The following is a 15,606-nucleotide window of genomic DNA, read 5'->3' on the forward strand; positions in this document are numbered from 1 at the left end:
TATAACAGATCACAGATTGTATCCCAGTGAAACATACCATTGTGAACCAATGGTAGGATTGCCCCACGATTGCACATAGGATTTGTTGAGGATATTTACCCCACCCAGTTTGACGGTGGTTTTAGCTTTCGGGAAGAATTTGCTGACCATGGCATCCAGCGTGCCGAAGGCAGGAATTTCGCTCAGTGCCAGTGCATTGACATTGGGCCCCACAAAAGAGGATTGCCAGATATAGGACTGTTGCCATTTCCATACAACGTTAACGGCTATATTGGAATTAGCGATGTTGCGGTTACCTACATTAAGGCTGTAACGTACTTTGGGCGTATTGAACATGGCGAGGAAGCTGCCGAGGTCTTTCTGGTTGCTCAGTTCATTGTACGAAATGTTACCACCTGCGGTAAAGTTCAGTGGCAGGCTGTAATCCAGTCCTAATGCCCATCCCCATGATTTAACGGTTTCTTCTGCACTTACCGGCACGGAGAAGATCTGCTGCGGCGAGGTGCCACTGGCAGGTTTCACGAGTACCTGGCTGCCGTTCATGTTATTGAAATCATTTTTATAGATGTAGGCGTCTACCAGTAATCTTTTTGCGATCAGCGCTTTATAGCCGAGCTCATAAGCCTGGATACGTTCCGGTTTGAATTCGCGGAAGGTATATGCCTGAGGATTGCCTGCCAGCACAGACTGCAGTGTAAATACCGGACCGTTGTTCAGGCCGTAGCGTTCACGCAGGAAGGGCAGACCACCGATCAGGTGTGCCTGCGGTGTGTTGAGGTCTATGTACTGGTCCTGGTTGTTCGGAATGCGGAAGCCTGTCTGATAGGATACACGCAGGTTGTGTGTTTGCAGGAAGGTGTATACAGCGGATAAACGGGGGCTGAACTGACCTTTGAAGTTCATGTTTTTATCATAGCGCAGTGAACCGGTCAGCTTAATGTGATCATCCACCAGTTTTTTCATGATCTGCAGATAACCGCCATATTCATTGATGCGAAACTCTTTGCCGTTATCATCTACTGCGAACAGTGTTTTTTCAGAGTTAAGCGTATAGCGGCGATAGTTACCGCCTACCAGTATTTCAGCGAATTTGATCAGGTTATGGAAGTTGTACATAAACTCCAGCTGGTAGAGATTGGTCTTATCAGTGAATTTAGCGCCTACGCCTTTGGCATCGCCGGGGATAGGCTTGCTTCTCACCTGTGCTGCTGCATTGTTGAATTCCGGGGTACCTGGCATAAAGCGGCCGGAGTCGGCTTTAGCGCGGGCATTCTGGAAGAAGAGCGGCATACCGGTGGAAACGGCGTTTTGTGCGGCAGCATAAGCGGCAGCATCGGTAGCACCGGTTTGTAACGCTTTGCCATAGGCCTGCGCGAAGGTGCCCAGTGCCTGCGTGGCGTAAGTGCCGAAATACTGGGAATACCATACAGTGCTTGGTTTCCAGGCTTCATTGATACCGGCGGCGAGGGTGCCGCTGGCATAGCTGTCACCTGACCTTTCCTGGGTGGTATAAGCTCTTACATAGAAGTCAGGGTGGCGTAATTCCACTTTATATTGACCCATGTTGAAGTCCTTCAGGGAGTAACGGTCAGCGCCGGTGTAAACAGTCGTGCCGGAACCATAGCTGCCCTGGATGAGGGCTTCGAGATTGTCGGTGATTTTATAGTGCAGGGCGCCGTTCAGCTTCAGGTTTTTAGTGTTGTAGTCCACCACATCGGATTCATTGTAGCCGGTACGGGTGATAGTGGCCCTGTTGGGAGCGGGGATGGCTGCATTGAAAATCTGGTCGGGTGTCACCTTGCCGCCAAACATGGCGGAGATGCCTGCCAGTTGCTGGTTCAGCAGACCGCCGGTTTTCAGCGTGTTGTACATGTTAACGGAGTTCTCATCACCATAGGTGTTGACACCGTTATATCCTTCATTGTTGGCGCGGGTGCCGTCCTGGAGACCGTGGCCGTTGGCCAGGCTCTGGTCGCGGTAGTCGTGGGCCTGCCAGTCGTCCGCTTTGATATAGCCTACGTTCAGTTTAAATGCCCATTTGTTGTTGAACGCATGCGCATAACGGACCGCCACGTCATAGAAGCCGGTGGTGGCGGAAGTGCGGCCGCCGTCATTGAGTATGCCGGTTTTCACCTGGGCGCTGAGGCCCTGGTACTGGAACGGGTTTTTGCTGGTCATCAGCACGATGCCGTTGAGCGCGTTGGGGCCGTACAGGGCGGAGGCGGCGCCGGGGATCAGTTCCACGTTATCAAGGTCCAGTTCGGGAATGCCCACCATATTACCGACGGAGAAGTTAAGGCCTGGGGCCTGGTTGTCCATACCATCGTTTAGTTGCAGCACACGGGTGTTGCCGTTGCTGTTGAAACCGCGTGTGTTCACGGATTTGAAGGTGAGGCTCTGGGTGCTCATTTCCACGCCTTTCAGGTTGGCGAGGGCGTCATAAAAGGAGGGGGCCGGAGACGCTTTCAGGGCGCGGGCGTCCAGCTTTTCGATGGACACCGGCGATTGCAGGATGCTTTCCTGTACGCGGCTGGCGGCTACTACCACCTCCTGCCCGAGTATTTCTGTCGTGCCGAGTGTAATAGTGATTTTTTCGTTGGCATTGTTGACCACCTGCTCTGTGGTTTGATAACCCACATAGGTAAAAACGAGGGTCAGTGGCAGGGCATGGTTGGTTTTGAGCTGGAAGTTACCGCCGTTGCCCGTGATAGTGCCGGCTGTGGCGCCTTTCACGGCAACTGTAACTCCCTGCATACCGTTTCCGGATGTTTTGTCTGTTACAGTACCGGTAATAGTTATAGGCGTTTGCGCTGTGAGTACCAGGGAAAAGGACATCAATAGCAACAGGGAGCCCAAACATACTTTGAATAGAATGCTTTTCATACGCAGTGGACGTTTTTGATTTAGACTCGGTTATATCTAAATATAAGGAAAAATCAAATACAACTGCGAAACTGAAAATATTTCCCGGGAGAGCCGGCTACCGCCAATCCTGCAATATCTTCCCGATCTTCTCAAACTCGATCAGGAAGCCGTCATGGCCATAGGAGGAGTCTATTTCATGATAAACAGTATCAGGCAGATAAGTGGCCAGCAGGCGTTGTTCTTCGGGAGGACAGAGCAGATCGCTGCTGATGCCGATGAGCAATACCGGTTGCTGTATGTGGGAAAGGGAAGTGGTGATGTCTTCATGACGGCCGCGCGCAATGTTATGGCTGTCCATGGCTTTGGTGAGTAGCCAGTAGGACTGGGCATTGAAACGTTTCACCAGTTTATCGCCCTGGTAATCGATATAGGAGGAAGCGCGGAAATGGTCTGTCTTTTCCTTGTCAGGATCAGACTGTGTGCGCATAAAGGTCTGGTAGTTGCGATAAGTGACCATGCCGATGGCCCTTGCAGCCTTGAGGCCGCGGGCGCCGGCATGGGGCGCCGGGTCCTGCCAGCTGGCATCGGCTTCTATGGCCAGGCGTTGCGCGGTATGAATGGCAATGCCCCAGGCGCTTTCAGCGGCGCCGGTGCAGAGCAGGAACAGACGGGCAATGCGCTCCGGTTCAGTCAATGCCCATTCCAATACCTGGTACCCCCCCATGGAACCACCCACCAGCAGGCTTATCTGTTGTATCTGCAGGTGTTCCCGTAACAGGCGGTGCGCCTGCACCATATCACGGATGGTAACGGCCGGAAAGGTATGGTACCAGGGCTCGCCGGTAGCAGGATTTACAGTATGCGGACCGGAACTGCCGTAGCAGGAACCGATAATATTGGCGCACACAATGAAATGCCGGGCCGGGTCAATTACCCGTTCATAGCCAATAAGGCCGCTCCACCAGTCAGCCACGTCGCTGTTGGCGGTCAATGCATGACATACCCATACCACATTGCTGCCGTCAGCATTCATGGTGCCGTAAGTATGATAGGCGATCTGTAATTCAGGTAATACCTGGCCGGACTCCAGCCGGAATGGTGCTTTACTGTAAAAAACCTGTGCAGACAATAATCCAAAATTTTTGCAAATCTACAATACCAATCAGGAATTACAAATTACGAATTAGGAATTACGAATGGAGGGTTCTTTTACAGGGCGGCTGTTAACGGACCTTTCCGTGAAACAGCCCTCAATTCGTAATTCCTAATTCGTAATTCGTAATTGAATTATTTATCTTTGTTGGAAGAAACCCACCTAATCATGAAAATAGCATTACAAAGAGTAGACGATGGTTTCAACATGGAAGCCGTTGATGAAGGCGGTCACAAAGTGTTGATGGATTCATCCCTGGAAAACGGGGGGAAGAACAACGGAGTAAGACCTATGCAGATGGTCATCATGGGCCTCGGAGGTTGCTCTGCCATTGATGTGCTGATGATCCTGAAAAAACAACGTCAGGAAGTGAAGGATTTCCGCATTGAAATAGAAGCGGAGAGGGAAAAAGGCAAAGAACCGTCTTTATGGGAAACAGCCCACATCGTATTTCATTTTACCGGAAACATCGACGCTGATAAAGCTGCCCGCGCAGTGGAACTGTCGATGAACAAATATTGCTCCGTCGCTGAAACGCTGCGTCTGGCCAACACCAAACTGACCTGGGAAGTGAAACTGAACGCTTAATAACGGAGAGAAACCACCATGTCCATGAGCAATAACAAGCAATACCAACCGGAAACCAATGCGGTAAGAATTCAGACGGCACGTACCAACGAAATGGAACATTCCACACCAATGTTCCTGACTTCCAGCTTCTGCTTTGATAATGCGGAAGAAATGAGGGCCACTTTCGCGGATGAAACAGATTTTAATATCTACAGCCGCTTCAGCAACCCCAACGTGGACGAGTTTGTACAGAAGATGTGCGCGCTCGAAGGCGCGGAGGCTGGTTATGCCACGGCTTCAGGCATGAGCGCTATTTTCGCCAGCTTCATGGCCCTGCTGAAAGCAGGCGACCACCTGCTGAGCGCCCGCTCTATCTTCGGTTCCACACATACCGTTATCACTAAGTTCCTGCCCAAATGGGGGATAGAATGGTCCTATTTCGATGTCAACGATCCCGCCGGCATTGAAGCGATGATCAAACCCAATACAAAGATGATCTTCGTGGAAACACCCTCCAATCCCGGACTGGAAATCATCGATATGGCGTACCTCGCCGGCATTGCCAATAAACATAATGTCATCCTCAACGTTGACAACTGTTTTGCCACACCGGTGCTGCAACGTCCTATCGAAGCAGGCGCTCATATCGTTACCCACTCCGCCACCAAATGGATCGACGGCCAGGGACGTGTACTGGGCGGCGCTATCGTTGGTAAAAAAGAACTGATCAAAGAAATACATACCTTCTGCAGAAGCACCGGCCCGGCGATGTCGCCCTTCAATGCATGGGTGCTTAGCAAAAGCCTGGAAACACTGCACGTACGGATGGAACGTCATGCTGCCAGCGCGCTGAAACTGGCACAGTCGCTGGAAGGTAATCCACACCTGAGCGGCGTGAGATATCCTTTCCTCGCCAGCCATCCGCAGCATGATATCGCCCGTAAACAAATGAGCGGCGGCGGTGGTATCGTATGCTTTGAACTGAAAGGCGGCCTCGAAAGCGGCGTGCGTTTCCTCAATGCGTTAGAACTGCTGTCCCTCACGGCCAACCTGGGCGACAGCCGCAGCATCGCTTCCCATCCGGCCAGCACCACGCACGCCAAACTGAGCGATGAGGAAAGGGCCAACGTAGGCATCACGCCGGGTCTGATCCGCATCTCTGTCGGACTGGAAAACGTCAATGACATCCTTGCGGACATAAAACAGGCACTGGAAAAAAGCGCCCTGTAACTATCAACGCATCTATACAATAATGCCCGGGGCCTGCGCTCCGGGCATTGTCATTTATAGCCTTTCGTTCACCTATGCCTTTTGCCTGTATAAACCGGCCAGCGCGAAAGCCGCTGCGGCAGCAGAGAATACGGAAAAATCCAGCGGGGCCTTGATGCTTTTTGAAAAAGTCATCGCCAGCGCAAACAATATCAGCAAAATACCGCTGCCTTGCGCTACCAGCCGGGTTTTGAAGCCAGCCAACAACAATATGCCGAAAAGCAGCTCCAGGGCTGTTGCCACCGCTGCGGCAATGGAAACCAGCGGCGCTGGGATACCGGGCAACAAGGTTGTGGTGTATTGAAGGAACTTGTCCCAGTTGCCCCAGGCGGAATGTGCCGCACCCCAAAGTCCGAACCGGTCGGCCACGGCGGACAAAAAACCTGCGCTGAGGGCTATACGTAAAAACCAGGCTGTTATTTTTTCTTCTGAAGATTTCATAACTGTTTAAATGGATAGTGATGTAATGCAGAGCGATAACAAAGGTATTTACCATTACAGGATTTCTTCTTAAGACAGCTTAAGAAAGTTATACCGCTTAAAACACAAATGAATATTTAAGATATTTTGTTATATTAGAATTATGAAATCCTTTTCTCATTTTCTGCTGGTCCTTGTACTGGCGTATCTGGCGGGCACTGTGCTTCCCTGGTGGAGCGTAGCCCTGGTGGCCTTTGTGGTGACATTGGTGCTGCCGTTGTCTCCTGGCAAGTCCTTCTTCAGTGCGTTCCTCTCCGTGTTCATACTGTGGCTGGTGCTGGCATTTTATATGGATGTACGCAACGACCACCTGTTGGCCAACCGGATGAGCGAAATGATCCTGCAGGTGCGCAGCGCGCCGTTACTGGGAGTTATCAGTGCGCTCATTGGCGGACTGGTGGCCGGTTTCGCAGCCAGCAGCGCTGCCTTTATCCGGGCTCCCAGGAAGATCGTGTCCTAGCTTATCATGTGCTGTTAAATTTGTGGTAAAACGGTAGGTGCTTCATTTGCGTACATACCTGGTAGTTATTTTTGAGATATGATGAAATACTTACCGACCCTGTTTTTACTCCTGTTTACTACCTACTGTGAAGCCGCTATTGTCAAAGGTTTGGTGACCGATGACAAAAATAACCCGCTACCTTTTGCCACTGTTCTGATAAAAGGGACGACGACCGGTACCACTACCAACGCTGCCGGCCAGTACCAACTGGAGGTACCGTCCGGTCAACATGCACTCGTTTGCCAGTATATCGGTTACCGTAAGACGGAGAAAGTAATTCAGGTCGATATTACTCCCCAGGTCCTCAACTTCACGCTGTCGCCTGTCAACCTTCAGATCAAAGAGGTCGTGGTGAAAGCAGGAGGTGAAGACCCCGCCTATGCCATCATCCGGCAGGCCATCAAAAAAAGGGCTTTCTATCAGCAACAGGTCCAGGAATACACCTGTATGTCCTATATCAAGGGCACCATCAGAATGACGGGTACGCCCAATAAGTTCCTGGGCAAAAAAATCGATAAGGAAGACATGGGAGTGGACAGTGCCGGTAAAGGCATGGTGTTCCTGTCGGAATCGGTGACTAAAATTTCTTCCCGTATGCCGGATAAACTGAAGCTGGAAGTGATCTCCGACCGTAAGAGCGGCGGCGGCTTCGGTATGAGTTTCCCGGCTTTCATCAGCTTTTATGATAATAACGTGTCTGCCGTTATCACGCAGATGGGCCCCAGAGGCTATATCTCACCCATTTCACAAAATGCGCTGTCATACTACAAATACCGGCTCGAGGGCGAGTTCCTGGAAGACGGCCGTATGGTCAATAAGATAAAAGTGATCCCTAAAAGGAAGCAGGAGCCGCTGTTTGCCGGCTATATCTTTATCACCGACGGCGATTGGCGCATTCATAGCACCGACCTGGTACTAACCAGCGAATACCAGCTGGAGCTGATGGATACGCTGCGCATCCGTCAAACGCATGTGCCGGTGTCCGGCGAGGTATGGCGCGTTAAAGACCAGGTACTGTATATGTCGGTCGATAAATTCGGCTTCGGTATGGTCGGTAATTTCGTGAACGTATATTCGGACTACAACCTGCACCCGAACTTCGGGCCGAAGTACTTTGACAACACATTCCTGAAATACGATTCCGCGTTTGATAAAAAAGAAGCAGTGTACTGGGACAGTATCCGGCCGGTGCCCTTGGAGGAGGCCGAGTCCCGCGATTACCATCAGAAAGACAGCACTGCCCGCGCCAACAGGCTGGCGGCCATGAATGGCAATACGCTGGATTCGCTGCGTAAAAAACAAAAGCCGGTGAAGGTAATGGACGTGTTGTGGGGCGGTGTTAACCGCAAGTTGTATTTCCGCCGTGACAGCGCTATTGCGTCGCATATGTTGTATGTGAACGGTTTGGCCAAATCCCTTAAATATAATACGGTGGAAGGTTTGGTGCTGGCGTTGGAACCGCGGCTGCAGCTGAACCTGGGAGAGGAGCGGCAACTACGGATATCTCCGTATGTGCGTTACGGTTTGAGCAATACTCACCTCAACGCTTATACGTTTTTGACCTATAGTGCCAATAGCCGTGTGCGCCAGCGTTATGGCCGCAACGACTGGACGCTGGGCGGTGGCAAACGTGTCAGTCAGTTCAACCAGGATAACCCGATTGATAACATCGCCAATGAATTTTATACGCTGCTGCTGAAGGAGAACTATATGAAACTGTATGAAAATTGGTTTGGCCAGTTGCGCTACAGCCGCACGTTTCAGACCAACGACCGGTTGACTGCCGGTGTGCGTTATGAAAGCCGCATCCCGGTAGAGAATACCACAGACTTTACCTTCTTTAAAAACGATAAAAAGCAGTTTACGCCCAATCATCCGGAAGAACTGGCGCAGGTGCCGTTTGAACGGCATCAGGCCTTTATTGTGGACCTGAGCTTCCGTTACCAGCCGGGGCAACAGTTTGTGGAGTTGCCGGACCGCAAGATGCCGCTGGGCTCCAAATATCCGACCTTTGAGCTGGCCTACAGCAAAGGCATTCCAAATGTGGGCAACAGTGTGGTGGATTTCGACAAATGGAAGTTATCGGTGTTTGACAATATGAACTTCAAACTGTTTGGTGAATTCCGTTACCGTGTTACCGCCGGCGGTTTCCTAAATGACCGTAATGTACAGATACCTGACTTTCAGCACTTCAATGGCAACCAGACGTTTTACAATACCAAATACCTGAACAGTTTCCAGTTAGCGCCGTATTATCGTTATAGCACTACAGCGCCGTTTTTTATGACAGCCAATGTGGAGCACCATTTCAATGGGCTGCTGACCAATAAAATACCTTTGCTGAACAGGCTGAAATGGAATCTGGTAGCTGGTTCCAATGCATTTTATGTAAATGATAAAAACAACTATGTGGAAGCGTTCCTCGGATTGGAAAATATTCTGAAAGTGCTCAGGGTTGATGTGGTGGCCGGTTATCAGAGCCAGGACAATACACGTATAGGCGTCAGAGTGGGAATGGGAGGGGTGTTCGGAAATTTAATAAAGCTGGACCAGTAGGGGTGTTGACAACATATTTGGTTATTTGGACTGGCTTTTTATTGGGGAGAACAAATAACCAAATTTCCAAATAACCAAATTACCGATGTCTTCTTCATAGCCTATCTTTTTTTGCTTCTCATTTCTTTGCGTTCATCGAAGAAATAAGCCAACAGTCTGTAGACCCAGATGCCAACGATGGCGTACATAAAGTAAGTAAGGTAAATACTCATAACATAACATTTTCGGGTTAATCAATTTTTTGTCAAAACGATATTTTCAAAAAGGGTGCCAACTAGGGGTTCGTAACTTAATGGCAAAGATATATACAATAAATATCAAATAGTTATAAATCCATAACTAAATTTTTCACACTTTGTGAACATTTGGCAGTGACCATCTGTTGTAAAACTGATATCCAACGAGATACACTTTTTGTGGATTTTATCACACTGAAGTGGGATTTTAACCATTACCCTGAAAACCAATGCAATGAAAAAGTTAGCCTGGACGGCATTAATGGCGGGCATCCTGTTGGCCATCGCTGCTTACGTCACCGAAATCAATGAACTGCCTGGCGCAGTGGAATGGCGGACATGCGGATTTATTGGCTACATATTGATTATCAGCGCTATCGCGTGGTTGTTGCTGCGTCGCCTGTACGAATGGGGCAGGAAGGCCGAGACACCACAGCTGTAAAATAAAAGACGCCGGATAGATATCCGGCGTTTTGCGTTCTGTTATTTAATAAGGATTATGAAAAAACCCTGGTTTAGACAAACGAGGGGCATGCTGTGAAAAAAATGAGTGTCTTCATGCCAGGTAGGGCCATATGCCGGCCCTGATGGCTAGTCCGTTGATCCCCGCTTTACAGAGGAATGAGTTGGCGCCTGCCTCCAGGGCCGCCTGCCTGTCGCTTTTTTGAAACCGGTTAGACACCACTACGATCGGAATGTCCGTGTCTTCGCAACGGATAGTGGCGATCATCTCCAGCCCGCACATATAGGGCATTACAAGATTGGTCAGTATAATGTCCGGATGGGTGCTTTTCAGCTGTTCCAGCGCGCCCCGGGCATTATCGAAGGTCTGTATGGTGAAGCAGGCAAAGGCTGTTACCTGTGGTGTTATCCAGTTCAGAAAAAAGGGATCATCATCTACCCAAAATATTTTGTAGCGTTTATGCTGACAGGTTTCCATGGGATATTGATTTGGGTCAGGGGCTTAGCAACGCGCAGAAAAAAAGCGCGGAACTCTATCCTTGCTGCCAGCCGACCAAGACGGGATCAGACAAAGAAGAGCCCGCGCACGAAGGTGGCGGGCTCGCTTCCTTTCCTGTATCCCTTTGCTTGGTCGGCTGGACAGATCAAAAAAGCGATGCCTCGTAATATTTTTTTTGGGGAGGCAAAGATAACCGAATATAATATTTTTTTTCAATTGACTTGATATATCAAGTCAATAATTTTACACCTTTTCTTGAATTTGTGCGAATGAATGGTGTCCGCAACGAAGAACTGTCCAAAAGATTTGGTGAAAGATTCCGGGAACTGCGTGAGGCAACAGGCCTGAGTACACGCGAATTTGCTGATACCGCCGGCATTGCCTACTCCCAGGTATGGACCATTGAATCCGGAAAAGGCAATCCAACTTTAAGTACACTGGAAGCGATAGCCAAAGCTCTCGGCACTGATACATCCACACTTTTGAAGGATTTATAGATATGGTATTTCGCTTATGCGTGATGCCTGTACGACTGTTCCCACCTGTTTCCGCTTCATTTCCCGCGGCTTTTGCCTATCTTTGCGCAGCCTGACAAAAAACAGGCGTCATTGACATACTTTTAAGACGAATCGATCAACCACCTGGGAGGACCAGGGTAGTGATTGGAATTTTGTTCACAAGGCAAGTGTCCCTAAAATTTCAAACAAAATGGTATTACACAACAGAGTCTCCGCCGCCGAGCTCAGGAAGCGGCTATTATTGGAAACATTCAAACGCGTCACCGTCTCCTTCTATCAGTACGCGAAAATTGAAGACCCACAGGCTTTCCGCGATCAACTCTACGAATCCCTCTTTAAACTGGACGTTTTCGGACGTATCTACGTGGCCCATGAAGGGATCAACGCGCAGATCAGCGTACCGGAACATCATTTTGAGGCATTTCGCGAAACGCTTTACGCGGTCAGCTTTCTGAATGGCATCCGTCTGAACATCGCCGTGGACGACGATGGAAAATCTTTCTTCGTGCTTAAAATCAAAGTACGGGAAAAAATTGTGGCCGATGGTATTGATGATCCCACCTTCGACATGGCCAACCGGGGCAGGTACGTAGATGCACAGTCGTTCAACAAACTGACGGACGACCCGGAAACGGTGATCGTGGACATGCGTAACCACTACGAATATGAAGTCGGACATTTTGACGGTGCCATCGAAGTGCCTTCTGATACTTTCCGCGATCAGCTACCTATGGCGGTAGACATGCTGAAAGACCAGAAAGACAAAAACATCATCATGTATTGTACCGGGGGAATCCGCTGTGAGAAAGCATCTGCGTATATGTTGCACCACGGATTCAAAAATGTTTTCCACCTCGAAGGGGGCATTATCGAATACACGAACAAAGCCAAACAACAAGGACTGCCCATTAAGTTTAAAGGCAAAAATTTTGTGTTTGATGACCGCCTGGGAGAAAGAATAAGTGAGGATATTATTAGCCAATGTCATCAATGTGGGGAACCTTGTGATACCCACACCAACTGTTTAAATGACGGCTGTCACCTTTTATTTATTCAGTGCGAGTCCTGCGCCGCAAAATATAATGGCTGCTGCAGTGATGCCTGTAAAGACGTACATGCATTGCCGGAAGAAGAAAAAGCTGCCTTGCGCAAAGGAGTCGACAAAGGACTTATGTTCAACAAATCCCGCAGGAAAAGAATAAAATAAAAAATCCGCCCCGCGTTGTTTCTTCTCGGCAGGGCGGAGTAGATATAATTATAAAATCAGTATGGGCCGGACCGTCGTCCGGCCTTTTCCTTTTTCATAACCATTCTATCAACCTATATGCGAACTAAAATTTAATCTGCTCCCGGTCGATCATCCGCCGGAAGGCGATATAATATCTTTATATGGCTGTATTGTTTTTATATGCCCGGTAAAAAATAATCGGGAACACCAGCAATGTCAATACGGTCGCGGTAATCAAACCTCCAATCACCACTATGGCCAACGGCTTCTGTGTTTCGGAACCAATACCATGTGAAAGTGCTGCGGGCACAAGGCCGATAGCAGCCATCAACGCGGTCATCACCACCGGCCGGATACGGCTCTGAACACCCAGCTTAATTGCCTCGTTCAGATCGAGTTTAGCCTGCAGGTTTTTATGGAATACTGAAATCAGAATAACACCATTCTGGATACAGATACCAAACAGGGCAATAAAACCTACGCCGGCAGAAATACCGAAGTTCATACCTGTAACGTGCAAAGCGAGAATTCCCCCTATTAGTGCAAAAGGAACATTCATTAAAACCAGTCCGGCATCTTTCACGTTACCCAGCATAATAAACAGCACCATGAAGATGGCGACAAGGCTGATAGGCACTACCTGACCGAGTCTTTGGGTGGCGCGTACCTGATTTTCAAACTCACCGGTCCACCCTACACTATACCCTTTAGGCAGTTTGATGACTTTATTAATTTTTTGCTGCGCTTCGCTAATGGTAGAGCCAAGGTCACGGTCACGCACGGAAAACTTAATACCGATGAAACGTTTATTAAGATCGCGGTAAATAAACGCCGGGCCGGTAATGGTCCTGATCTCCGCGATTTCTTTCAGCGGAACTTTGTTGTTATTGATAGTAGGCACCATCAGATTGGCCAGGTCTTCTTCATTTTTGCGGTAGTTGGCGTCATAACGGATACGGATATCGAATTTTTTCTCGCCTTCGTACAATTGCGTAGCGGTTTTACCACCAATCGCCATTTCAATTACGGCTTGTGCGTCGCCGGTAGATACGCCGTACTGGGCCATCTTGTTGTTGTCCAGGTCAATACTCATCTCTGGTTGACCGATATTCCGTATTACGCCAAGGTCCTTGATGCCAGGTACTGTTTTCAGCTGTGTGATCACCTGTTGTGACAATGATTCCAGCTGGGACAGGTCTGCGCCGTATATTTTCACGCCATTGGCGGCTTTAAAACCGGCCACAGCTTCTGATACGTTGTCGCTGATAGGCTGGGAGAAGTTGAGGATAATGCCCGGGTACTTTTTTAACCGGCTTTCCATCTGCGAAATCAGTTCATCCTGCGTGATCTTGCGTTTCCATTCATCTTTAGGCAGCAGGTCCACCTGGTATTGCACAAAGTAGAAGCCGTTGGGGTCGGTTCCGTCATTGGAACGGCCTACCTGCGACAGCACTCTTTTCACTTCAGGGAAACCGCCCAGGTCTTCACGGATGCTGTGGGCCATGCGGGTGCTCTCTGTCAGCGACATGCTCATAGGCAGCTCGGTAGTAACCCAGAGAGAACCTTCATTGAGCTGGGGCAGGAACTCTGTACCGAGGAACTTGGCCGACATAAAGGTCACCACCATAAAGGCCAGGGCGCAGGTGAGGCTCAGGCGTTTATTGCGGTAGGTCCAGTTGAACCCGTTGGTGACAATGCGGTCGAAGAAGTTCACCACGAAGTTGTTTTTCTCCTTCACGTTTTTGTTGAGCAGGATAGAACAGAGTACAGGCACCAACGTTAGGGTGAACAGCAATGCGCCCAACAGCGCGAAGCCCAGTGTCCACGCCAGCGGAGAGAACATTTTACCTTCTACTTTCTGGAAGGAGAAGATTGGTATCAGGGAGATTATAATGATCAGTTTGGAGAAGAAGATGGCTTTGGCCAGTTCGCCGCCGGTCTGTTTGATCCATCCCAGCTTGGCCATCTTATTGAACCGCTCCATACCGTATTTATGGGCTTTGTGGTCCAGCATCACAAAGATGCCTTCCACCATTACCACGGCGCCGTCTATGATGATACCAAAGTCGATGGCGCCCATAGAGAGCAGGTTAGCGCTCATACCTTTTATGCGCAGGCACATGAAGGCAAAGAGCAGCGCCAGCGGGATGATGATCGACACGATCACCGTGGTGCGCCAGTCGGCCATGAAAATAAACACGATCACGGTCACGAAAATGATCCCTTCCGCGAGGTTGTGCATCACCGTATGGGTACAGAACTCCATCAGGTTGTCACGATCGTAGAAGGTTTCCATTTTGATGTCGTCCGGCAGCACGGTTTCGTTGAGCTCCTTCAGTTTATCTTTCAGGCGTTTGAGCACTTCAGACGGGTTTTCGCCTTTACGCATCACCACGATGCCTTCCACCAGGTCGTCGGCTTTATCAAGGCCCACTTGTCCTACCCTTGGGGCGGAAGACTCATGTACGTTAGCGAGGTCTTTTACCAGTAGCGGTACGCCGTTGATATTCTGTACAATGATGTTCTGGATATCGGAGATGCTGTTAAGCAGGCCGATACCACGTACCACGTAAGCCTGGCCGTTTTTCTCGATCACGTCGCCGCCTACGTTGACGTTGCTTTTGGTCACCACCTGGTAGAGTTCCAGCGGCGTGATGTCGTATTTGGCGAGGCGTACCGGATCAGCGGAGATTTCATAGATCTTTTCCTGTCCGCCGAAGGCCACTACGTCTGCCACGCCGGGCACGCTGCGTATCTGCCGGTCTATGACCCAGTTCTGCCAGGTCAGCAGGTCGCGGGAATCGCGTTTGTTGCTTTTGAGATAGTAGCGGAAGATCTCGCCGGTAGGGCCGTAGGGCGGCTGTACTTCCGGTTCCGCGCCTTCGGGCAGGCCAATGCCTGCCAGCATATTGTTTACCTGCTGGCGCGCGAAAAAGTCTTCTACGTCATCTTCAAAAATGATTTTTACAACGGAGAGACCAAACATGGTTACGGAACGTACGCTGGTCTTGCGTTGTACGGCGTTCATAGACACTTCGATGGGCAGGGTCACGAAACGCTCCACTTCCTGGGCGCTGCGGCCGTTCCATTTGGTAACAATGACGATTTGTGTATTGGTAACGTCGGGAAACGCTTCAATAGGCGTGTGCAGGAACGAGAACACGCCTGCGATGATCAGTACGACCACGCCGATAAAAACAAAGAGTTTGTTTTTGAGCGAAAAAGCGACAATATTTCTGATGAATTTATTCATAATTCCTCTTCTTTA

Annotated in this window: 12 protein-coding genes; 7 read left to right on the forward strand and 5 right to left on the reverse strand. The window is 49.6% G+C overall.

Annotated elements, in window-relative coordinates; all coding sequences use genetic code 11:
• Positions 1-9 precede the first annotated feature (9 nt).
• Positions 10-2,883, reverse strand: coding sequence for a TonB-dependent receptor (locus tag HGH92_RS32885; protein ID WP_168875071.1), 2,874 nt, complete (start codon positions 2,881-2,883; stop codon positions 10-12).
• 97 nt (positions 2,884-2,980) lie between these two features.
• Complete coding sequence (gene metX / locus HGH92_RS32890; protein ID WP_211092817.1) at positions 2,981-3,994, reverse strand: homoserine O-acetyltransferase MetX; 1,014 nt, start codon at positions 3,992-3,994, stop codon at positions 2,981-2,983.
• 192 nt (positions 3,995-4,186) lie between these two features.
• On the opposite strand from metX, the gene HGH92_RS32895 reads away from it, so the two are divergent.
• Positions 4,187-4,606 carry an OsmC family protein gene (locus HGH92_RS32895; RefSeq protein ID WP_168875072.1) on the forward strand — a complete coding sequence of 140 codons (420 nt, stop codon included), beginning with the start codon at positions 4,187-4,189 and terminating at the stop codon, positions 4,604-4,606.
• A 24-nt stretch (positions 4,607-4,630) separates the two neighbouring features.
• Positions 4,631-5,818 (forward strand): O-succinylhomoserine sulfhydrylase, encoded by a 1,188-nt coding sequence (locus HGH92_RS32900; protein WP_168875073.1) that lies wholly within the window; start codon positions 4,631-4,633, stop codon positions 5,816-5,818.
• A gap of 72 nt (positions 5,819-5,890) precedes the next feature.
• On the opposite strand, the gene HGH92_RS32905 is transcribed toward HGH92_RS32900, so the two are convergent.
• Positions 5,891-6,298 (reverse strand): DoxX family membrane protein, encoded by a 408-nt coding sequence (locus HGH92_RS32905; RefSeq protein WP_168875074.1) that lies wholly within the window; start codon positions 6,296-6,298, stop codon positions 5,891-5,893.
• 142 nt (positions 6,299-6,440) lie between these two features.
• Between HGH92_RS32905 and HGH92_RS32910 the strand changes: the two genes are divergently transcribed.
• From HGH92_RS32910 to HGH92_RS32920, 3 genes are all read left to right on the forward strand, one after another.
• Entirely contained in the window at positions 6,441-6,797 is a 357-nt protein-coding gene (locus HGH92_RS32910; protein WP_168875075.1) for a hypothetical protein, read from the forward strand.
• A gap of 78 nt (positions 6,798-6,875) precedes the next feature.
• Positions 6,876-9,395 (forward strand): DUF5686 and carboxypeptidase regulatory-like domain-containing protein, encoded by a 2,520-nt coding sequence (locus tag HGH92_RS32915; protein WP_168875076.1) that lies wholly within the window; start codon positions 6,876-6,878, stop codon positions 9,393-9,395.
• Positions 9,396-9,866: 471 nt separating this feature from the next.
• Entirely contained in the window at positions 9,867-10,073 is a 207-nt protein-coding gene (locus tag HGH92_RS32920) for a hypothetical protein (RefSeq protein WP_168875077.1), read from the forward strand.
• A gap of 114 nt (positions 10,074-10,187) precedes the next feature.
• Here HGH92_RS32920 and HGH92_RS32925 read toward each other — a convergent pair whose 3' ends face one another.
• A complete protein-coding gene (locus HGH92_RS32925) occupies positions 10,188-10,571 on the reverse strand; it encodes a response regulator (RefSeq protein ID WP_168875078.1) in 384 nt (127 codons plus the stop codon).
• Positions 10,572-10,861: 290 nt separating this feature from the next.
• On the opposite strand from HGH92_RS32925, the gene HGH92_RS32930 reads away from it, so the two are divergent.
• Complete coding sequence (locus HGH92_RS32930; RefSeq protein ID WP_168875079.1) at positions 10,862-11,089, forward strand: helix-turn-helix domain-containing protein; 228 nt, start codon at positions 10,862-10,864, stop codon at positions 11,087-11,089.
• 211 nt (positions 11,090-11,300) lie between these two features.
• Positions 11,301-12,317, forward strand: a complete 1,017-nt coding sequence (locus HGH92_RS32935; RefSeq protein ID WP_168875080.1) for a rhodanese-related sulfurtransferase — start codon at positions 11,301-11,303, stop codon at positions 12,315-12,317.
• Positions 12,318-12,495: 178 nt separating this feature from the next.
• Here HGH92_RS32935 and HGH92_RS32940 read toward each other — a convergent pair whose 3' ends face one another.
• Positions 12,496-15,591: an efflux RND transporter permease subunit gene (locus tag HGH92_RS32940; RefSeq protein WP_168875081.1), complete on the reverse strand. Its 3,096-nt coding sequence runs from the start codon at positions 15,589-15,591 to the stop codon at positions 12,496-12,498.
• Positions 15,592-15,606 lie beyond the last annotated feature (15 nt).

The sequence above is a fragment of the Chitinophaga varians genome, assembly GCF_012641275.1.
In the GTDB taxonomy this organism is placed as follows: domain Bacteria; phylum Bacteroidota; class Bacteroidia; order Chitinophagales; family Chitinophagaceae; genus Chitinophaga; species Chitinophaga varians_A.